Source organism: Myceligenerans cantabricum, assembly GCF_054777735.1.
The window spans coordinates 301518-321691 of the sequence record NZ_BAAHAJ010000008.1 but is presented as its reverse complement, the minus strand read 5'-3'; the positions used below and the strand labels follow the sequence as shown (position 1 = coordinate 321691).

Annotated in this window: 15 protein-coding genes; 4 read left to right on the top strand and 11 right to left on the bottom strand. The window is 73.8% G+C overall.

Annotated features, from left to right (window positions below):
• Positions 1–43: 43 nt before the first annotated feature.
• A complete protein-coding gene (locus ACYU96_RS08635) occupies positions 44–1735 on the bottom strand; it encodes a sensor histidine kinase (RefSeq protein ID WP_460751659.1) in 1692 nt (563 codons plus the stop codon).
• Positions 1732–3081, bottom strand: coding sequence for a PP2C family protein-serine/threonine phosphatase (locus ACYU96_RS08630; protein WP_460751656.1), 1350 nt, complete (start codon positions 3079–3081; stop codon positions 1732–1734). The genes ACYU96_RS08635 and ACYU96_RS08630 overlap by 4 nt, the downstream gene beginning before the upstream one ends.
• 134 nt (positions 3082–3215) lie before the next feature.
• On the opposite strand from ACYU96_RS08630, the gene ACYU96_RS08625 reads away from it, so the two are divergent.
• Together ACYU96_RS08625 and serA are read left to right on the top strand one after the other, a co-directional pair.
• Positions 3216–5471: a HelD family protein gene (locus tag ACYU96_RS08625; RefSeq protein WP_460751653.1), complete on the top strand. Its 2256-nt coding sequence runs from the start codon at positions 3216–3218 to the stop codon at positions 5469–5471.
• Positions 5472–5556: 85 nt separating this feature from the next.
• Positions 5557–6807, top strand: coding sequence for a phosphoglycerate dehydrogenase (serA, locus tag ACYU96_RS08620; RefSeq protein WP_460751651.1), 1251 nt, complete (start codon positions 5557–5559; stop codon positions 6805–6807).
• 78 nt (positions 6808–6885) lie between these two features.
• Here the strand turns inward: serA and ACYU96_RS08615 are convergent, their stop codons facing one another.
• Entirely contained in the window at positions 6886–8706 is a 1821-nt protein-coding gene (locus ACYU96_RS08615) for a cytochrome c biogenesis protein DipZ (RefSeq protein ID WP_460751648.1), read from the bottom strand.
• A gap of 170 nt (positions 8707–8876) precedes the next feature.
• Between ACYU96_RS08615 and ACYU96_RS08610 the strand changes: the two genes are divergently transcribed.
• Positions 8877–9554: a fasciclin domain-containing protein gene (locus ACYU96_RS08610; RefSeq protein ID WP_460751646.1), complete on the top strand. Its 678-nt coding sequence runs from the start codon at positions 8877–8879 to the stop codon at positions 9552–9554.
• Between the two features lie 128 nt (positions 9555–9682).
• On the opposite strand, the gene ACYU96_RS08605 is transcribed toward ACYU96_RS08610, so the two are convergent.
• The 5 genes from ACYU96_RS08605 to ACYU96_RS08585 all read right to left on the bottom strand — a co-directional run bounded on the left by ACYU96_RS08605 (position 9683) and on the right by ACYU96_RS08585 (position 14243).
• Positions 9683–10516 (bottom strand): anti-sigma factor, encoded by an 834-nt coding sequence (locus tag ACYU96_RS08605; RefSeq protein ID WP_460751643.1) that lies wholly within the window; start codon positions 10514–10516, stop codon positions 9683–9685.
• Positions 10509–11090: an ECF RNA polymerase sigma factor SigK gene (gene sigK / locus ACYU96_RS08600; RefSeq protein ID WP_460751641.1), complete on the bottom strand. Its 582-nt coding sequence runs from the start codon at positions 11088–11090 to the stop codon at positions 10509–10511. The genes ACYU96_RS08605 and sigK overlap by 8 nt, the downstream gene beginning before the upstream one ends.
• Positions 11091–11232: 142 nt before the next feature.
• A complete protein-coding gene (locus ACYU96_RS08595; RefSeq protein ID WP_460751967.1) occupies positions 11233–12108 on the bottom strand; it encodes a formylglycine-generating enzyme family protein in 876 nt (291 codons plus the stop codon).
• A 92-nt stretch (positions 12109–12200) separates the two neighbouring features.
• Positions 12201–12377 (bottom strand): hypothetical protein, encoded by a 177-nt coding sequence (locus tag ACYU96_RS08590; RefSeq protein WP_460751638.1) that lies wholly within the window; start codon positions 12375–12377, stop codon positions 12201–12203.
• Positions 12378–12404: 27 nt separating this feature from the next.
• Complete coding sequence (locus ACYU96_RS08585; RefSeq protein WP_460751635.1) at positions 12405–14243, bottom strand: Hsp70 family protein; 1839 nt, start codon at positions 14241–14243, stop codon at positions 12405–12407.
• 152 nt (positions 14244–14395) lie between these two features.
• Here ACYU96_RS08585 and ACYU96_RS08580 point away from each other — a divergent pair, with 152 nt between their 5' ends.
• The gene (locus ACYU96_RS08580) at positions 14396–15037 is read left to right on the top strand and encodes a hypothetical protein (RefSeq protein ID WP_460751632.1); all 642 of its coding nucleotides are present in this window, start codon (positions 14396–14398) and stop codon (positions 15035–15037) included.
• Positions 15038–15159: 122 nt separating this feature from the next.
• Here ACYU96_RS08580 and ACYU96_RS08575 read toward each other — a convergent pair whose 3' ends face one another.
• From ACYU96_RS08575 to ACYU96_RS08565, 3 genes are all read right to left on the bottom strand, one after another.
• Positions 15160–16635: a dynamin family protein gene (locus tag ACYU96_RS08575; protein ID WP_460751630.1), complete on the bottom strand. Its 1476-nt coding sequence runs from the start codon at positions 16633–16635 to the stop codon at positions 15160–15162.
• Positions 16632–18557 carry a dynamin family protein gene (locus ACYU96_RS08570; protein WP_460751627.1) on the bottom strand — a complete coding sequence of 642 codons (1926 nt, stop codon included), beginning with the start codon at positions 18555–18557 and terminating at the stop codon, positions 16632–16634. Before ACYU96_RS08570 ends, ACYU96_RS08575 begins: the two co-directional genes overlap by 4 nt.
• Before the next feature lie 131 nt (positions 18558–18688).
• On the bottom strand, positions 18689–20119 hold the full coding sequence (locus ACYU96_RS08565; RefSeq protein WP_460751625.1) for a hypothetical protein: 1431 nt from the start codon (positions 20117–20119) through the stop codon (positions 18689–18691).
• Between the last annotated feature and the right edge of the window lie 55 nt (positions 20120–20174).

Genomic DNA, 20174 nt, shown 5'->3' with positions numbered 1-20174 from the left:
GACCGGACCGGAACGCGGTCCGACCTGTCGGAACAGGGTCGATCTACCCGAGCGTAGTGGACTGCGCGCGTTCGGTCGACGTCCGGCGCCCGCTGCCCGAGGTCACGGTCCTCGCGAGGGTGAACCGGACGGTCGTGCCGCCGCCGTCGGTCGACTCGATCCAGATGTGGCCGCCGTGATGCTCCACGATGCGCTTGACGAGCGCCAGCCCGATGCCGGTGCCGGTGTACTCGCCCCGCGGGTGCAGCCGCTGGAAGATCACGAAGACGCGGTCCGCGTACTGCGGCTCGATCCCGATCCCGTTGTCCACCACGGAGATCTCCCAGGCCGTGCGCATGGACCGCACCTCCAGGTGCACGGTCGCGTCCCGTGCCGGCTCGCGGAACTTCAGCGCGTTCGACAGCAGGTTGACCAGCACCTGCTGCAACAGCTGCGGCTCGCCCCGCACGGTCGGCAGCGGGTCGTGAGTGATCGTCGCGCCCGCGTCCGTGATCCGTTCGGCCAGGTCCGCCTCGACCCGTGCCAGCACCTGGTCGAGGTCGACGGCGGCGTGCTCCTCGCCCGAGCGGCCCACCCGGGAGAAGCTCAGCAGGTCCTTGATGAGCTCCTGCATCCGCTTGGCCCCGTCGACGGCGAACTCGATGTACTGGTGCGCCTTGTCGTCGAGCGAGTCCCCGTACCGCTGCTGCAGCATCTGCGTGAAGCCTGCGACCTTGCGCAGCGGCTCCTGGAGGTCGTGCGAGGCGACGTACGCGAAGTGCTCCAGGTCCCGGTTGCTGCGCTCCAGCTCGCGCGCCTGGTCCCGGAGCAGCACGTGGGTGTTCTCGACCTCCTGCTGCGCGAGGCGCATGTCCTCCATGTGGCGCACGAGCTCACGGCGCATCGCCTCCACGTTCAACGCCAGCGACGTGATCTCGCCGGTCCCGACGGGTTTGATCTCGGTCTCGATCGACCCGGCCGCCACCGTGCGCACCGCCCGGGTGAGCGAGCTCGCCGGCTTGATCACCCACGACTCCAGGGCGAGCCACATCAGGGTCCCCAGCAGGGCCACGACGAGCGCCAGGGTCACGATCGCCCCGACCAGCACCGCGTCCCAGTTCCGCCGCTCGTCCAGCGTCGCCGCCCGCCCCCGGGCCAGCACCTCGATGTACGCGCCGACGTCCTCACGGGCCTGCGCGAAGCTCCCCAGGCCCGCGGCCGCCGACGGAGCCTCCGCCTCGGCGGCCTCGACGCACTCCTCGCGCGCGGCGTCGCGCTCGTCCTCGTCCTCGGCCGGTTCGACCGCGTCGACACGGGCCTCGTCGGTCACCCGGACGGTCGGGCGGGCGTAGTCGTCGAGCCACGTGCCGACGGACGCGAGGGCGCGCTCCCGGGCCAGCCGGATCTCCGGGCGGTCGCCGGCGATCTGCGGGTCGACGGCCAGCGCGAGCAGCTCCGGGTCGGTGACCGCGCGGCGGTACGACTGGAGCACCTCGGGACGGCACGTCGCGAGGTAGGACCGGACGGACGGGTCCGCGTCCACGAGGGCCAGCCGCGCCTCCGCAGCCTCGGAGAGCCCCTCGAAGTAGGCGCCCTCGACGAGGTTGCTCGCCCGGGACGCCTGCGACCAGGCGAGCAACGAGACGATCAGCGCGACGACGATGGCGGCGGCCACCGAACCCTGGAGCCGGGCCAGCCTGCGCCGCATCGACACCTGGGCGAGCGGCCGCTCCCAGGGTTCCGGCAGGACGGTCACGGGCGGCCCCACTCGGTGGAGTCGGCGAGGGTCGCGGTGCGCTCGGCGGGCCCGGCCGTGGCGTCGGTGTCCCAGCCGGCCAGGAGCAGCGCCGCGTCGTCGGCGAGCGGGCCGCCGTGCAGCGTCCGCACGCGGCGCAGCACGCGCGGGACGACGTCGTGGCTGCCGCGGGCCAGCTCGTCCGCCACCACCGCGCGCAGACCCTCCACGCCCAGGCGGGGCAGGCGGCCGCGCTCGTCCGGGACGGCGGGGACGCCGTCGGCGTCGAGCGGGACCTTCGCCTCGATGAGGCCGTCCGTGAACAGCACGACGGTCCACGGCTCCGGGAGCATGACGCGCGTGGGCCGCCAGCGCCCCGGAACCGGGATCCCCAGCGCGCGGCCGCGGCCGATGCCGGTCAGCTCCGCGCACTCCGCGCCGCGCTCCGTGCGCGTCACGAGGAGCGGGGGCATGTGCCCGGCCAGGTACACGTCCATGACGTCGCGTCCCGGGGCGACCACCACCTGGCAGAGCGTGACGAACACCTCCGGGCGCTGCCGCTCGGGCAGGAGGACCCGCTCCAGGAGCGGCAGGATCTCGCCGGGGTCGGTGCCGGACAGCACCAGCGTGCGCCAGGCGGTGCGCATCGAGGCACCGAGCGCCGCCTCGTCCGGCCCGTGCCCGGCCACGTCACCGACGACGATCATCAGCATCCCGTCCGGACCCTCCACGGCGTCGAAGAAGTCGCCGCCGAGCAGCCCGCTCCCGCCGGGCAGGTAGCCGACCATGAGCGAGATCCGCTCGTCGTGCACCACCGCCTCGGGCAGCAGGGCCCGTTCGAGCCGCATCGTCTCCGCCGCGCGGACCTCGCTGCGGTACAGCGCGAGCTGCTGCGCCGCGAAACGCCGCCGCAGCGTGGCGTAGCGCAGCGACCGGGCGAGGCGGTCACCGTCGACCTCGCCCTTGAGGAGGTAGTCGTCCGCGCCGGCGGCCATCGCCTTGGTGCCTGTGTCCGCGGCGCTGCCGCCGGTCAGGACGACGACGGCGGGCGGCACGGGCAGCGCCTCGACGTATGGGACGACCCGCTCCAGCCCGTCCATACCGACGGCGTCGGGCAGGCCGAGGTCCAGCAGGAGGCAGTCGACGCGCACGTCGGACAGGATCGTCAGAGCCTCCTCGATGCGCCGCGCGCGGTGCATCTCGGTGCGCACCCCGGCGTGCTCCAGCAGGCCCGCCACGAGGAGCGCGTCGCCGTCGTCGTCCTCCACGAGCAGGACCGTGAGGGCTTCGGGCGGCTCGGACGCGGTGCCGTCCACGCCGCCGCGCGGTGGTGCCCCGGCCCGGTCCATGGCGGTGATCCTACGCACGGACTCCTCACTCTGTCAGTGCTTCGGGTGTGAACGACACGAACACCTTGACCTCCGGGGGATAATGGTCGGCCGGTATTTCACGACCGGTCCCGGGCCGAGCAACGGCCCGGTCAGGATCACGGAGGTCACGCGTGACAGGTATCGGGAACGAGCTGAGCCACGAGCAGGCAGTGGTCGACGTCCTCTATGCCCGGCTCGACGAGCTGCGCGACGCCACGCGCAGCCGGCTGCGCGACGTACGCCTGCAGGGCGCCGTCGGCACCCACCAGAACCGCAGCGAGCGCGACGCGTTCGCCACCCTGTACGAGGACCGCTCCGCCCAGCTCGACGCCGTGGAGGAACGGCTCGTGTTCGGGCGCCTCGACCTGGCCGACGACGAGCTCCGCTACGTCGGCCGCATCGGGCTGAACGACGCCGAGCACCGCGGGATCCTGACGGACTGGCGCGCGCCCGCGGCCGAGTCGTTCTACCGGGCCACCGCCCTGCACCCGGCCGGTGTCCGGCGGCGGCGGCACCTGGTGACCAAGGGCCGTGCGGTGACGGGGCTCGAGGACGAGGTGCTGGACCTGGACTCGGGCATCGAAGCGAGCTCGCTGTCGGGCGAAGGGGCGCTGCTCGCCGCGATGGCGACCGGGCGCACCGGCCGGATGTCGGACATCGTCGCGACCATCCAGTCCGAGCAGGACCTGATCATCCGGTCCGCGCTGACCGGGGCGCTGGTGGTGCAGGGCGGACCCGGCACGGGCAAGACCGCCGTGGCGCTGCACCGCGCGGCCTACCTGCTGTACGCGCACCGGCGGCTGCTGGAGCGGTCGGGAGTGCTGCTGGTCGGCCCGAACCGCGCGTTCCTGCGGTACATCGACCAGGTGCTGCCGTCGCTGGGTGAGACGGGCGTGGTGGCCACGACGATCGCGGAGCTCATCCCCGGCGTCGAGGCGCCGGGCCTGGACGAGCCGGACGTCGCCCTCGTGAAGGGGCGACTGCTGTGGCGGCGGGCGATCCGGCGCGCCGTGCGGGCGCGCGAGCGCATCCCGGCGGCCGAGCGCGAGGTGCGGGTGGAGGGGCGCGACCACGTGATCCGCCCGGGTGACGTGCGGGACGCGATCGCGCGCGCCCGGCGGTCGCACAAGCCGCACAACGAGGCCCGCACCACGTTCGTCAAGGACATGCTGGGGCGGCTGGCCGACCAGGTGCGCGACCTGGACGGCACGCGCCTCGCCGCCGAGGACCGGGCCGCGATCGTCGAGGAGCTGCGCGAGCACCGCGACGTCCGGGTGGCGCTGAACCTCGCCTGGTTCCCGATCACCCCGGAGAAGCTGCTGGAGGACCTGTACGCGAAGCCGCACCGGCTCGCCGAGGCGGCGCCCGAGCTGAGCGCCGCGGAGCGGAGGCTGCTGCGGCGTGCGCCCGGCAGCGGCTGGACCGAGTCCGACGTGCCGCTGCTCGACGAGGCGTACGAGCTGCTCGGCGAGGACGACGCGCTGGCCCGGGCCGAGGCCGCGCAGGCCGAGGCCGCGCAGGTCGAGGCGCTGGAGCACGCGCGCAACGTGATCGCGTCGGGCGCGGCGTCCGACACGATGATCCAGGTCGACGCCGAGACGCTGGCCGCGCGGTTCACGACGTCCGGCCCGTCGCTCACGACGGCGGAGCGGGCGGCCGCCGACCGCAGCTGGACGTTCGGTCACGTGGTGGTGGACGAGGCCCAGGAGCTGTCGCCGATGGCGTGGCGTGCCCTGGTGCGCCGGGTGCCGACGCGGTCCATGACGATCGTGGGCGACGTCGCGCAGACGTCCTCGTCCGCGGGGGCGCGAGACTGGGCCGAGATGCTGGACCCGCTCCTGCGGGAGAGCTGGCGGCTGGCGGAGCTCACCGTCTCGTACCGGACGCCGGCGACCGTCGCGGACACGGCGCAGCGCGTCGCGCGGGCGGGCGGGCTCCCGGTGAGCGACCTCACGGCGGCGCGCGACGTGGACGACGCGCTGTCGGTCGTGACCGCGCAGGTCACGGCGGACGATGTCGCGTACGAGGCGGCTGCGCTCGCCAAGGAGTTCGTCGAGCCGGACGCCGGCCGGGTCGCCGTGGTCGCCGCGCGGCACCGCACGCGCGAGATCGCCGCGGCCGTCACCGGTGCGCTGCCCGCGGCCCTCGGTGACGCCGAGGCCGAGCGCATCGCCGCGCAGTCGCCCGAGGACCGCCAGGTCACGGTGCTCGACCCGCACGCGACCAAGGGACTCGAGTTCGACGCCGTCGTCCTGGTCGAGCCCGCGGAGATCGCTGCCGGCCCGGGCGCCCTGAGCGATGTGTACGTCTCGATGACCCGCCCCACCCAACGCCTCGTCGTCGTCCACGCGACTCCGCTGCCCCCGGGTTTCGCCCCCGCCTCCTGACCCGGTGGGCCGCCGGCAGGACGGGAGGATGTTCGGATCGCGGAACGGGTTTGTCTCACGGAGCGGAGCGGAGCACGATGTGCCCGTGCACCGTGCCCTTCTGCTCGAGAACATTCATCCCGGCGCCGCGAAGAACCTGGAGGCCGCCGGCTTCGAGGTCGACGCCCGCAAGGGCGCCCTGGACGAGGACGAGCTGATCGACGCCCTGGACGGCGTCCACCTGCTCGGGATCCGGTCCAAGACCCAGGTGACCCAGAGGGTCCTGGCGTCCACGGACTCGCTCCTCACCGTCGGCGCGTTCAGCATCGGGACCAACCAGATCGACCTGACGGCGGCCGCCAACCGCGGCATCGCGGCGTTCAACGCGCCCTTCTCCAACACGCGGTCCGTCGTCGAGCTCGCGATCGCGGAGATCATCTCGCTCACGCGCCGCCTGCCCGAGCGCGACAAGGCGCTGCACGCGGGCATGTGGGAGAAGTCCGCGACCGGCTCGCACGAGGTGCGCGGACGGACGCTCGGCATCATCGGCTACGGCAACATCGGCTCGCAGCTCTCCGTGCTGGCGGAGAACCTCGGCATGTCCGTGGTCTTCTACGACCTGCAGGAGAAGCTGGCGCTCGGCAACGCGCGGCGCGCCGAGACGCTGGAGGACCTGCTCGCGGCGTCCGACGTCGTGACGCTGCACGTCGACGGGCGCTCCGGGAACGCGGGCCTGTTCGGCCCCGAGCACTTCGCCGCGATGAAGCCCGGCGCGATCTTCCTCAACCTGTCCCGCGGGTTCGTGGTCGACGTCGAGGCCCTGCGCGACCACATCATCTCCGGGCACCTCGCCGGTGCGGCGATCGACGTCTTCCCGTCGGAGCCGAAGAAGTCGGGCGACCCGTTCGAGTCGGTCCTGCGCGGGCTGCCGAACGTCATCCTCACGCCGCACGTCGGTGGCTCGACCGAAGAGGCCCAGGAGGCGATCGGACAGTTCGTCTCGAAGAAGCTGCGCGACTACGTGGCCACCGGCTCCACGATGCTGTCGGTGAACCTGCCGAACCTGCAGCTGGAGCACACCGGCGTCGCCGGGCGCATCGCCCTGCTGCACCGCAACGTGCCCGGCGTGCTGGCGCAGGTGAACCAGGTCTTCGCCGACCACGGCGCCAACATCGAGGCCCAGATGCTCGCGACGGCCGGCGACCTCGGCTACGTGGTCACCGACATCTCCGACGTCACCCAGCGCGGCTCGTCCAAGCAGCTCATGGCGATGGACACGACGGTCCGCCTGCGCATCAACGACCAGTTCGACCGTCCGGAGTTCCCCCCGGGGCCGGCCGCCCTGTCGCGGCACTGACCCGCGGGGCCGGCCCGTGCGGGGACCGGCTGTCCCGCGACGACGGACGGTCGTCGCGGGACAGCCGGTCCCCGCGCGTCAGCCGAAGGTCATCGTGTAGACCTGCACCCCGGCCGGGACGTCCAGCTCGACGAGACCCTCGCCCGGCTCGTCGCCCTCCAGGACCGGGTAGAGCCGCGGGTTGCCGGAGACGTCGATCTCTCGGGTCTCCTCGCTGCCGTCGGCCGTCACCGTCGCCTCGACGGTCCCCTCCCCGCCCAGCACCACGAAGACGTCGGCCGACCGGTACGCCAGGCGCACCCGGGCGTCGTCGGACACCGCACGGGCGCCCTGGAAGTCCACCTCCCAGGTGCCGCCGAGAGAGAAGGTGTCCTGCTCCTGCTCGTCCGCGAGCACGAAGTCGCCGCGTCCGGCGGCGTACTCGGGCTCGCCCGCGTAGTTGATCACGCGCTTGATGGAGAAGTAGGTCTCGGGGGTGACCTCGTCCGCCGGCGTCGCGTCCTGGATGCTGGTCGCCTCCGGCAGGTCGACGTCCGGGTTCGCGTCCTGGAGCAGCCGGCGCACGAGCTTCTCCGTCTCCTCGTAGCCGCCCTCGCCCAGCCGGATGTGGCGCACGGTGCCGTCGGCGTCGACCAGGTACTGGGCCGGCCAGTAGCGGTTCCGGTACGCCGTCCAGGTCGAGTACGAGTTGTCCTGGGCGATCGGGTAGGTGACGCCGAGGTCCTCGGCGCCGGCGACCACGTTGCGGGTCTCGCGCTCGAACGCGAACTCGGGCGTGTGCACGCCGAGCACCTCGAACCCCTCCCCCACGTCGCGATACCGCTCGTACCAGGCGTTGACGTGCGGGATGGCCCGCTGGCAGTTGATGCAGGAGTAGGTCCAGAAGTCGACGAGCACCACCTTCCCGCGCAGGTCCTCCAGGGCGAGCCCTTCGCCGCCGGGAGTGTTGAGCCACTGGTCGATGCCGCGGATCTCCGGCGCCGTGCCGCAGTCCTCCAGGACCGGGGCGCCGTTCGTGCAGTTGGACAGCTCGCGGTTCTCGTCGGTGACGAGGCCGCCGAGGTCGAGCGCCTCGCGCGCCGTCTCCGAGGAGTCGAGACGCTCCTGGAGCGCACCGGTGTAGTCCGGGACCATGCGCTGGATCGCCGCGGGGACGTTCAGGGCGAGCGCGGCCGCCAGGACGATGACGATCACGCCGCCCGTGGTCCGGATGGCCTTGGTGTGGCGCTGGAAGGCGCGGACGCGCTCGGCGATCCGGCGGCCCGCGAGGGCGAAGACCAGCAGCGGGAACGCGGCGCCGAGCGCGAACGACAGCGTCAGGGCCACCGTCTCCGCCCCGATGTTGCCGGTCGCCCCCGCCACGGTGACCGCGGCGAGGACCGGGCCCGCGCAGGGCACGTAGAGGACACCGAGCCCGAGCCCCAGCACGAAGGCACCCCGGTCCTCCCGGGCCGCGCCGCGCTGCGCGCCGAACGCGGCGATCCGCAGGAACGGCCGCTCGACGACCTGCTCGAAACGGGGCACGATCATGGCCACGCCCAGCAGTACGAGCAACACGATGCCTGCCCAGCGCAGCAGGTCCTGCGGCAGGCCCAGGGCGGAGAGCAGCACGGTCCCGAGCAGGGTGACGAGGCTGAAGCTGACGACCAGGCCGGCGATGACGATGTACGGACGCCACGAGCGCCGCTCCCGTGCGTCCGGCTCCGGCTGACGCGAACCGGACGCCGGGTCCGGTGCCGGACCCCCTCCTGCGCCGGCAGGGACACGTCTCGCCGCACGGCCGGTACGCGCCCCTTGCACGCCGCCGGCGAAGAAGACCGCGGGCAGCATGGGCAGGATGCAGGGCGAGATTCCGGTGATCAGACCTCCGACGAGGCCGATGACGATGAGTGTTCCCATGGCAGAGGTTCGGCGACCTGGCACTTCCGGATGGGTGGGAGCCAGTGGTCGGGCCGATCGCACGGGGTACGAAACTCGTGCCGATCCGTCCCCATCCGCCCCGGCCACCGCTCCGAACCACGGGCAAGAAGCCCCGCGACCCGCGGGGCCCACGACCCGAGGAGAGAACGATGAACGCTCGCACCCGCACTTCCTACGCAGTTGCCGGCCTCGCACTGGCGTCGGTGCTCGGCCTCTCGGCCTGCGGCACCGCGGAGGACGGCGCGGCCGAGTCGGAAGAGACGGCCGCCGCCGAGGAGTCGGCGCCGATGGACGAGGACATGGACGAGGAGTCGGACGACATGGCCGACCCGGCCGCCAACCTCGTCGGTCCCGGCTGCGCCGACTACGCCGAGCAGGTGCCGGACGGCGCCGGCTCCATCACCGGCATGTCCACCGACCCGGTGGCCGTCGCGGCGTCCAACAACCCGCTGCTGACCACGCTGGTCTCGGCCGTGAGCGGCGAGGTGAACCCGGACGTCGACCTCGTCGACACCCTGAACGGTGACGAGTTCACCGTGTTCGCGCCGGTGAACGAGGCGTTCGAGGCGATCGACGCCGACACGATGGACACGCTCTCGACGGATTCCGACCTGCTGACCGAGATCCTCACGTACCACGTGGTGCCCGGCCAGCTCACTCCGGACCAGGTCGTCGGTGAGCAGACCACGGTCCAGGGCGACACTCTCGAGGTGAGCGGCAGCGGCGACGAGCTCATGGTGAACGACGCCAACGTGGTCTGCGGCGGCGTCATGACGCAGAACGCGACCGTGTACCTGGTCGACTCCGTGCTGATGCCCCAGATGTGATCCGCACGCCGCCGCCCGTCACCGACGGGCGGCGGCGGATGACGAAGTGGAGCGCCTGTCCGGTCCGGACAGGCGCTCCACTTCTTTGCCCGCCAGGGCTTCTCGGACCGGTTCGGGGTTCCGGCCGGTCAGGCGCCGAGGACGACGATGGGTGCCGACGTCGGCTGCTGGGAGCCGGACCCGGGCTCGACCGACACGGCCATCCCGACCCCGTCGCTCTCCCGGACGAGGGAGGTGGCGTGGTCGCCCTCCAGGGCGAGCAAGCCGGCGGAGGAGACGCTCCCGTCGGCCGCGACCACCCAGAGCTGGTAGGCCTGGTCCGGGCCGAGCTCGGGCAGGCCGTCGGCGCGGAACAGCATGTCGTCGCCGGCGACGAGCACGGAGGCCTCGCCCCCGCCGTCGACCGCCTTGCGCAGGATCGCGCTGTCAGGGTCGCCCAGCATCTCCGACACGGCCTGCGCCTGGGTCCGGAGCCGGTCGACCTCGGCCGTCGTCCGCACCGCGATCGTCGTCGGGACGGCGATCGCGGCCGCCGCGGCGGCGGCCGCCACGGCGAGCCCCCACCGGCGACGCCGGCGGCGGAACGCGTCGAGCCCGACGACCTCGCCGCCCGCCGGGCTCGCGCCCGGCGACGGGCCGGCGCCCGACGGCACGCCCGAGACCCACGGAGTCCCCGCGGCCGACGACGTACCTGCGGCGCCCGGCGCGCTCGCCTGGGACAGGCTCCACACCTGCTCCAGCACGCGCGCCCGCAGGCTCGCAGGAGGCTCGGCCTCAGCGGCGAACGCCGCGACCACGTCGCGGTACTCGTCCAGCGCACGGCGTGCGCCGGCGTCCGTGCCGAGCAGCTTGTCGACGGCTCGGCGCTCCGGCTCGTCGAGAGCCTCCAGCGCGTATCCGGGTATCAGCTCCCAGACGTCGGGACGCGCGTGCTCCGCACCGCCGGTCCTCTCGTCAGCCACGACGCACCCCCAGGCAGTCACGCAGGCGGTTGAGCCCGTCGCGGATCCGGCTCTTCACGGTGGGCAGGGCAGCCTCGAGCTTCTCCGCGACCTCGCGGTAGGTGAGCCCGCCGTAGTAGGCGACGACCACTGCCTCGCGCTGCGTCGGCGTCAGGCCCTCGAGGCAGCGGCGCACCGCTGACCCCTCGAGCCGGCGCTCGACGTCCTCGGCCACGACGTCGCGCGCGGGCTCTCCCGCACGCAGGTCGGTGTCGCGCTGGTCCCGCTCACGCCGGGCCTGCTCCGACCGGACGCGGTCTACCGCACGCCGACGCGCGAGCGTCGCCACCCAGGTACGGGCGGAGCCGCGCGTCGCGTCGAAGCGTGCTGCTGTCTGCCACACCTCCACCATCACCTCCTGGGTCACTTCTGCTGCGTGGTCCGGGTCGCGCAGGACGCTGAGAGACGTGCCGTAGGCTACCGGGCCCAGAGCGTCGTACACAGGGGTGAACGACGCCGGGTCCCCTCCGGCACAGGCTGCGAGCATCGCGTCGACGTTGTCGCGCGACGAGGTTCGAACGGGTGGTGATGCCACCGCCCCAGTCTGCCCCAAGGACGCCTCCCTCTCGTGTCCGCACACGAGGTTCGGTGGCCTCGCCGTCCTGGATGGGTGTCCTTCCGCCCCTGGACGGGTGATCTCCGTCACGGCACGTGCGACGGGGCGGGTCCGGGCAGGCTCACCGCGCGCAGCGGAAGCCGATGTGGGTGGTCGCCGAGTCGCTGCCCTGGGACGAGCGGGCGGCGGGCCGGTAGCGCAGACAGTACTCGGGCGCGCAGAGGTGCGAGCCGCCCTTGAGCACGCGGGGCAGGTCGCCGGCCGACGGCGCCCCGCGGTGGCCGGGGCCGCACGTGCAGGCGTGCCCGGCGCTCCCCGGCAGGGCCTCCTCCGCCACCACCCGCTCACGGTGCCCGTCCGTCCAGGGGTCCGACGTCCACTCCCACACGTTGCCGGCCATGTCGTACAGCCCGAACCCGTTGGGCGGGAACGACCCGACCGGCGCGGTGCCGGCCCACCCGCCGGAACCGGCACCGGTGTTGCGGTACGGGAACCGGCCCTGCCACGTGTTGGCGCGCGTGCCGTCGGACGGCTCCTCGCCCCACGTGAACGTCGCGCCGTCGAGGCCGCCGCGCGCGGCGAGCTCCCACTCCGCCTCGCCGGGCAACCGCAGGCCCACCCACCCGGCGAACGCGGAGGCGTCCTCGAACGACACCTGCACCACCGGGTGGTCGGCGCGGCCGTCCAGGGACGAGCCCGGGCCGCGGGGATGCCACCAGCTCGCGCCGGGCTGCCACCGCCACCACTGCCGCCAGTCGTGCAGGCCGACCGGTCCGTCGGTCGGCGTGAAGACCAGCGACCCCGGGTCCACGCCGGTCAGGTCCGCGCCGGGGAAGTCGGCGGGGTGGAGCGGGCGTTCCGCCGTCGTCATGTAGCCCGTCGCGGCGACGAACGCGGCGAACTGCCGGTTCGTCACCGCGTAGCGGGAGATGGCGAACGAGCCGACGATCCTGTCGACCACCGGCCCCTCCTCCGGGTAGAACCGCTCCGACCCCATCCGGAAGGTGGTGCCCTCGACCCGGACCAGGTCCGCGGCCAGGCCGGCTGCCACCTCCCGGCGGAGCCGGCCGGCGTCCGCCCGCACCGTGCTCACGTCGCCTCCGCCCCAGCGGCGCGGGTCTTCTCACCGAGACCCGACCGGGTCGGGTCGTGGTCGGCCTCGCCGCCGTCGTCCATCGTCGTCATCCCGTGGTAGAACGTCTCACCCCGGTCCCGCAGCACCGGGGAACCGCCGCACCGTCCGGCGGCGGGCCTCGTCCTGCGCATGGTAGACGCCGTACGGTACGGGGCCGCTCAGGTCCTCTCGATCGGCCAGCAGTTGCCCGTCTCGTAGCCGCCCGCCGCGTCGGGGACCAGGCTGTGGTTCTTCGCGAAGGCGATGCGCCCGCAGATCAGCGGGGCGTCACCGAGCATCACGTAGTCCACGCTGTCCACGGAGCGCACCACCGGCTCGTAGGCGTCGAAGAAGTAGGACCCGGCGTGGGCCGCCTGGCTCCCCATGATCGCGGCCGCGGGCTCGGTGCCCGTCTCGTCCGCACCGTAGAAGTGGACGTGGAACCCGACCTCCTCGTCAGGTATGCCGCCCGCCCACTCGGCGTCGTACTCCACCACGAGCTCGCCGTCGGCCACCGTGGCGCTGGTGAGGCACACCCAGCGCTCGTTGGCCTGGATCTGCTCGGTGCACTCCTGGGCGGGCAGCAGCTCCGGCTCGGTCGGTGCGGGGTCGGGGGACGGCGACGCCGTCGGGCTGCTCGACGGCGTCGCGCTGCTCGCAGAGCCGGCGTCGTCCGGGCCCGCCGTGGCGGGTTCCTGTCCGGACCACGGAACCAGTGCCCACGCCCCCACACCGAGGACCACCACGAGCACGGCGCCGACGGCGATCTGCGCCGCGCGCGGCAGCTGCTGCCACGCGGACCGGCCGCCGGGAGGGCCCGCCGCGACGGCGACCGACTCGTCCTGCCGGCCGTCGGCGCCCGACGGGGATTGCGCGCGGGAGACCGCCGTCCCGACCGCCACGCCCGTCGCCGTCCGGTCGGGCACGGCCGGCGCCGCTCCGCCCGGGGCCGCCGCCAGCCAGGCCGCGCCGAGCGCCACCACGTGCTTCGGGTTGACGTCCACGGCCACGGGCCGCCCCAGCTCGGCGCCGACGAGCTGGGCGACCAGCGGGATCCGTGAGGACCCGCCGACCAGCAGCACGGCATCCAGCTCCTCGGGCGCCACCCCCGCCGACGTCAGGGCCCGCCGCAGTGCCGCGACCGTCTCCAGCAGCAGGGGCCGCACCGCCGACTCCAGCTCGGCACGGGTGAGCCGCACCTCGGTGCTCAGTCCCGGCAGGAGGACGGGGATGGTCACGTCCGTGTCCGCGGACAGGGCCTCCTTCGCCGAGACACACTCCTCCCTGAGCCGCGCCACGGCAGCCACCGCGGTCGGGTCCTCCGGGTCCAGGTCGTCGAGCACGCCACCCGTCGCGCGCCGCACGTGGTCCAGCACCGCGGCGTCGATGTCGATCCCGCCCAGCCGCTCGACCCCCTCCGGGCGGCCCAGGATGGTGAATCCCGTCTCGGTGCGGCGGAGCACGGCGGCGTCGAACGTCCCGCCGCCCAGGTCGTAGACCCCGACGGTGCCGCCCGGCGCCACCGGCCGGTCGAGGGCGTAGAACGCGGCGGCGGCCTCGGGCTCGGACACATACGTGACCGGTTGCTGCAGGCCCGCCATGCGCACCGCCTGCTCCAGCAGGTCCAGCTTGTACCGGCCCCAGTTCGCCGGATGACAGATGCAGACGGCCGACGGTTCGCCGCCCTCCCGCGCCGCGACCTCGTCGATCACGGCGCGCAGCAGCCGGGCGATGATTCCCTCGGCCGAGTAGGGCGCCCCGCCGAGCAGCAGCGGCGTGGGGTCGCCGAGACGTCGTTTGAACTCGCGTGCCACACGCTGCGGCTCGGTCAGCGCCCGCCGGTCGGCGGTCTCACCGGTGAGGAACGTGTCGTCGTCGCGCAGCAGCACGACCGACGGGATCACCGCGGCGCGACTGCCGAGCGTGGCGATCTCGGCCCGGCCGTCGCGCACGACGGCGGCGCTCGTGTACGTGGTTCCGAGGTCGATGCCCAGCGCGTAGGTGGTCGATGTGTCCATGGTCCCTATCTCTCTGTGACGCGCCTGCGCGCGGTGTCGGTGCGGGTGAGGGCGGGGGGCGGCGGATCGCAGGACGCCGCGCCCGGCACGGCGGGGGATCGACGGGGGAATGCCCCGAACACTCCGCCCGCCACGCGTTCTACAGTGATGTCGTGGACGAGAACAGGTCGGTGCACGACGTGCTCCGCGAGCTGACGGGCAGCGGGGACGACCCCGGTGCCGTCGTCGACGCCCTGCGGGCGGCCGGCCACGACCTGCCCGGAGACCTCGTCGTGGAGGCCGTGGCCAGCTTCACGGACACGGCACCCGCGGCAGTCGCCGAGCACCTGTCCGCGTTCACGACCGCGTACGGCCCCGAAGGCTTCGTCGACCCGGCCGACCTCGACGCCGCCGCGCTGGTTCCGGACGGGCTCGCCCTGCTCGCCTCCGCCCCCGGTCCGGGGCCGGACGGCGCGGCCCCGGCCGACGACGGAGCGCCGCGCGACGACGAGACGGCGGAGAGCGACGAGGCCCTCGCCTTCGGTGCGGGCGCGGGCACGCGGGACGACGGCGTGGTCACGCCCGGCGACGAGGCCGGCCCGGACGAGCCGGCCGGCGAGGTGCCGGACGCGGAGATACCCGGCGAGATGCCGGACGCGGAGATGACGGGCGCCGGCCTGACCGACGTCCCGCTCCTCCCCCACGACTCCGAGGGCTCCTCCCCGGGAGACCTCGGCTCCCACGCCCCCGACGAGACGTTCGACCCGGCGGACCTCGACGCGCCCGACACCGAGGACCTGGACTTCCCCCTCTGAGACGCCGCCTGCCACGATCACCCGGGTACCGAGCGCGCAGTCCTGCGGGGTGGGAGCGCAGTCACCCTGCGAAAGGGTGTGGCCGCGCAGCGGGTCCGCGAGGTCCGCGGGGGCCGCGGGGGTCATGCTCTCGGTCCGTCCAGGAGGCCTTCCACGGAGCGCACCGCGACCCGAGACGCCAGGACGAGCTCACGGCGGCTCAGGGGGTTCTCCGCGCGCCGGGTCCACCGGTCGAGCGCGCCGCGGGCGGCGGCGGTGACGTCGGCAGCGGAGGCGCCCGCGGGCAGGTCGAGCCGGCGGTGCGGGGGCTCCCCGTCCCCGCCGACCAGCCGCTCCAGATCGGTCAGCGCCTCGGCCGGGCCGGTCACCCAGCCCGCCCGCAGCGCCGACAGGACCCGCAGCTCGGCGAACGCGTGCGCGGACGCCACGGCCTGCTCGACGACGACCGCCACCCGGTCCCCGCCGGGTACCGGCGCGGCAGCGAGCAGCGCGTCGAGGGCGAGCAGCGCCGACCGTGACTTCAGGACGTCGCGCCGGCCGACGAACAGCGAGTCCAGCACGGCGCGCAGCTCGCCCACGCCGCTGCGCGCCGTCAGCTCCCGCGCCAGCTCGGTGGCGGTCGTGACGGTCTTCTGGCGCAGGAGCACCGTCGCCAGACGCAGGCCGAACAGCCCGAAGCGGTCCAGCAGGGCGGTGCGCTCGAGGCCGGTCAGGCCCAGGCCCGGCTCCCGCTCGACGAACCGGTCGGCGGACAGCAGCAGGTCGCCGGCGTCGGCCACCGGGAGCGCGGCGACCCGGCGCAGCCAGGCCACCTCGTCCTCCGTGAGCGTCGCGGCGGTCTCGGCGAGCAGGCCCGCGACCGGGACGACGGTCTGCACCATCCGGCGCACCGTGGCGTCACGGCGCAGGCGCCCGGCGATCCGCCGCGCCGACGCGAGCGCGTCGATACGGCCGACGCCGATCTCGTCGGCCCGCGACAGGACGCCGATCGCGTTGACCGGGTTCGGGCGGGACACCTCGGTGTCGTGGAAGGCGTCGAGGAACGCCACGTCCTGCGGGTGCAGGTGGCGCATGAGGTAGACGACGGCGTCCGCGGGAGTCTCGTCGTCGGCCAGGAGATCCCACGTCCGCTCCGCCGACGACGGGTCGAGCGAGCCGATCCCCGGCGTGTCCACCAGTGTCCACGTGCGCAGCGCCTGCGAGGGCCAGGTCACCTCGAGCCGCTCGACGTCCGCGGTGGCCAGGCCGTTCAGGTCGACCTCCAGCGCGCCGTCGTCGCGGTGGAAGGTGAGGTCGGCCCGGCCGCCGTCGCGCAGCCCGGCGGTGACGCCGTAGGTGTGCCCGTCCTGGTACCAGGTGGCGATCCGCGTGCACTCGCCCGCGTCGGTGGGCGCGAGGCGCTCCCCGACCAGCGCGTTGAGCAGCGTCGACTTGCCGGCCTTGACGCGGCCGGCGACGGCGACGCGCAGCGGCTCGTCCAGGCGGGCGCGCACGGCGTCCAGGCGCGCCACGTGCTCGGTACCCGCGTACACCGCGCGCGCCAGGTCGACGGCGGCGCGCGTGCGGTCCAGCAGGGTGGGTCCCGGCACGGGGATCATGCCTTCACCGCCTCGGCGCGACGGCTCAGCTCGGCGAGACGGGCCAGCTCGGCGGCGATGTCCTTCCGCCGCCGTGCACGGTCCTTCTCGTCTCGGCGGGCGGCCTCGGTGGCCACCTTCAGCGAGTCGGTGGTGGACCGCTGGATCTCGTCGGCACGCGCGGCGTAGTGGTCGCGCAGCTGCCGCTGCACCCGCCGCATCGTGTCGCGCGAGTCCTTGCCGACCCGGAACGAGGCCTCGTCGCAGTACCGGCGCACGGCGTTGCGGGCCTGGCCGCGACGGTTCTCCAGCTGTCGCTTCTTCTCCTGGCGCAGGCTGCCCAGCCCCATCGCGAGCCCGATCCCGACGGCCACCGGCCCCAGGGACAGCCCAATCAGGCCGCCCAGTGCCGTGAACATCAGGACGCCCAGGTAGGAGCCCTTCAGCGCGGTGAGAGCCTGCTTGCGCACGCTCATCCGGGCGAGGTCGAGCCGCTGGCGCACGTCCAGCCGGGCGAGGAGCTCCTCCGGGGTGCGCACCGACAGGTCCGAGAGCACCGGCTCGGCGGCCTCGCTGAAGTGGGTCCACACCTGCTCGCTCAGCTCCTCGGCACGTGTCCGCAGCAGGGTGTAGCTGGCCACCATCTCCTGCGCGACGGCGGCCTCCAGCCACACCTTGAGCTGCGGCCACGCGTCGGCGGGGTCGGCACGCTCGATCCAGTCGTCGGCCGCGTCGAGCAGCCGCCGGACGCGGGTGCGCAGGTCGTGGTCGACGTCGGCGGTGAGGTCGGTGACGCCGTCGGAGAGGGTCTGGTTCCAGCGGGCGGCCGACCCGCGCAGCTCGACGGCGCGGGACTGCGCCCGCTCGAGGTCGGCCATGACCTCGCGTGCCCGGTCCGGGTCCGCGAGGACCGCGTCCTCGGTCTCGAACTGGGTGGCGATCTGGTCCACGACCTGGGCCACCTCGGTGGCCGCCGACGCCGCGACTCTCCGCACGGCGCCGCCGGCCACCCTGCCGGACACGAAGCGCACCACGTCGCCGAACCCGGACTCGGCGTTCAGCTCCTTGTCCTTGGCGCGGACCGCGCGTGCCCGCAGCACCGAGGAGACCGGCATCACCGGGACGCCGGGGGCCGTGTCGTCGAGGTGGGCCCGGTCGAGGTCGGCGATGGTGCGCCACGCGGGGTAGAGGTCGATCTTGGTGAGCACGCAGACCAGCTCGGGACCGCTGTCGCGCACCTTGCGCACGAACTCGGCCTCGACGGCGGTCAGCTCCTGGGAGGCGTCGGTGACGAAGAGGACGGCGTCGGCCATGGTCACCGCGGCGAGGCTGGCTGCGGCGTGCGCGGACTCCAGCCCGCCCACGCCGGGCGTGTCCACCAGGACGAGCCCGCCGCGCAGCAGGGTCCGTGGCAGCCGCACGACGACGCCGGACGGCCGCGCGGGGCCGGTGTCCGTCCCGGTGGACGGGTACAGCCCGGCAGCCGGGGCGGACGGGTCGGGCTGCTCCATGATCACGCGCGCGACGGCCTCCAGGTCGACGGGCTCGCGCCGGGGCGGGTCACCGGCCCACAGGACCTCGGCCGCCCGGGTATCGCCGTGCTCGACATAGGTGGGCAGGGCCGTGGCGACGTCGTCGTCGACCGGGCAGACCTCGGCCCCGATCAGCGCGTTCACCAGCGAACTCTTGCCCTGCTTGAAGTCGCCGACCACCACCACGTGCACGCGCGGGTCGTCCAGCGTGGCCAGCGCGGTGCTCAGTCGTGCGGCGAGGTCCTCGCGGCCGTAGGCCCGGCACGCCTCCAGGCCGAGGCGCACGACCGCCCGGGCGGGATCGGCCGCGGCCGCCGCCGAGGCGGCGGGCGGCCCCGTGCCACCGGTCCCGGTGGATGGCGCGCCGACGGGAGGCGTGCCGTCCGCGACGGGTGCTGCGGTGCGAGTCATGATCCCTCCTCCTGCGATGGTTCTGGTCCGGCCCGGCGCACCGCGCCGGCCGGATGGTGCCGTGCGGTGCCGGCGGACCGTGGCTGACGCCCGGTCCGCCGGCACCGCGGAAGTGCTCTCGAGAGGGTCCTTCACCCGGCGATCTCGATCTCGCTGTCGTCGATGTCGGTCCGGACCTCGGTGTTCTCGATGGTCGTGTCGATGTCCGAGCTGATGTCGGTGTCGATCTGGGTGTTCTCGATCTCGGTGTCGATGTCGACGTCGGTGGTCGTGGTGTTGGCCTCCACCTGCGTGACCTCGGTGGTCGTGTTCGCCTCGACCTGCGTGACGTCGGTGTCGGTGAAGCTGCCGTCGGCGTCCCCGCCGGTGGCGAACGCCCCGCCGTCGGACACCTCCACGTCCTGCGCACCGGAGACGTCACCCTCGCCGAAGCCGAGCGCACCCGACTCGACGTCGGTGTCGTCGCCGGACTGGATCCCGGTGAACGACCCCGTGTTCTGGGTGGCGCTGCCCTCCTCGACCTGTGCGAGCGCCGCCTCGTCACCGGTGTTGACCTGCCCGTCGACGTCCTCGACGACGGTGTTGTCCTCACCGACGACGTTCTCCTCGCCGACGACGTTCCCGTCCCCCGTGACGTTCTCGTCCCCGACCAGGTTCTCCTCGCCCGAGACCACCGTGTTGCCGTCACCGACGGCGCTGCCGTCCCCGGAGACCGCGACGGCCTCCTCACCGACGGCGTTGCCCTCGCCGGAGACGGCGGTGCTGTCCTCGCCCAGGGCGTTGCCGTCCCCGGACGCCACGAGGTTGTCCTCGCCGACGACGTTGTCGTCGCCGGAGGTGACGGTGTTGTCCTCGCCGAGCACGTTCTCGTCGCCCGAGACCGCCGTCGCGTCGCCGTCGGTGGCCGCGGCGGAACCCTCGCCGAACGCGTTCGCCGTCTCCTCGCGGGACGACAGGTCCAGGTTGAGGAAGCCGTCCACGTCGCCGTCGACGTCCACCTCGACGTTCCGCGACTCGTCGGTGAACGAGCGGTCGATGATGGTGGTGATGGTCTCGTCGCCCTCGTAGGTCGTGTACGTCACGTAGTTGACGTGCTGCGTGACCTGCTCCAGCGTCGCGCCCTGGGACTGCGCCGCGCCCGCACCGGGACCGGCGCCCGCGCCCGCGCCGCCGGGACCGCCGAACCCGGGACCGTCGAACCTGCCGCCGCCCTGGCCGCCGTCGGAGCCGCCCTCACCGCTGCCGAAGCCGGCCTCGCCGCTTCCGAAGCCGCCCGCACTGCCGCCGAAACCACCCGCGCCACCGCCGAAGCTCGCCTCCCCCTCGGAGCCGCCGGGCACGCCGTCGCCGCCGTTCGTCGTGAACGACTCGAAGCCCTCCTGGCTCACGCCTTCCACCCCGGCCTCTCGTGCGGCCTCGAACACGTCGGCCTCCGACAGGTCGGCCTCGGTGATCCCACGAGCCGCGAGCGTCCCGGCGGGCTCCTGAGCGAACTGCAGCGCGTTCTCGCGGTCACCGACGATCCACTCGATGAGCTCGCGAAGCATCTCCTGAGCGTTCATCTTTCTGCCCTCCGTGTCGTGTCGGGGCCGGTGGTCCCGGCCTCCACGACAAGCC

Coding starts and splice junctions, on each gene's coding strand:
- ACYU96_RS08615 (WP_460751648.1), bottom strand. CDS start 8,706: ATGGGAACACTCATCGTCATCGGCCTCGTCGGAGGTCTGATCACCGGA.
- ACYU96_RS08610 (WP_460751646.1), top strand. CDS start 8,877: ATGAACGCTCGCACCCGCACTTCCTACGCAGTTGCCGGCCTCGCACTG.
- ACYU96_RS08595 (WP_460751967.1), bottom strand. CDS start 12,108: ATGGGGTCGGAGCGGTTCTACCCGGAGGAGGGGCCGGTGGTCGACAGG.
- ACYU96_RS08590 (WP_460751638.1), bottom strand. CDS start 12,377: ATGCGCAGGACGAGGCCCGCCGCCGGACGGTGCGGCGGTTCCCCGGTG.
- ACYU96_RS08585 (WP_460751635.1), bottom strand. CDS start 14,243: ATGGACACATCGACCACCTACGCGCTGGGCATCGACCTCGGAACCACG.
- ACYU96_RS08575 (WP_460751630.1), bottom strand. CDS start 16,635: ATGATCCCCGTGCCGGGACCCACCCTGCTGGACCGCACGCGCGCCGCC.
- ACYU96_RS08570 (WP_460751627.1), bottom strand. CDS start 18,557: ATGACTCGCACCGCAGCACCCGTCGCGGACGGCACGCCTCCCGTCGGC.
- ACYU96_RS08565 (WP_460751625.1), bottom strand. CDS start 20,119: ATGAACGCTCAGGAGATGCTTCGCGAGCTCATCGAGTGGATCGTCGGT.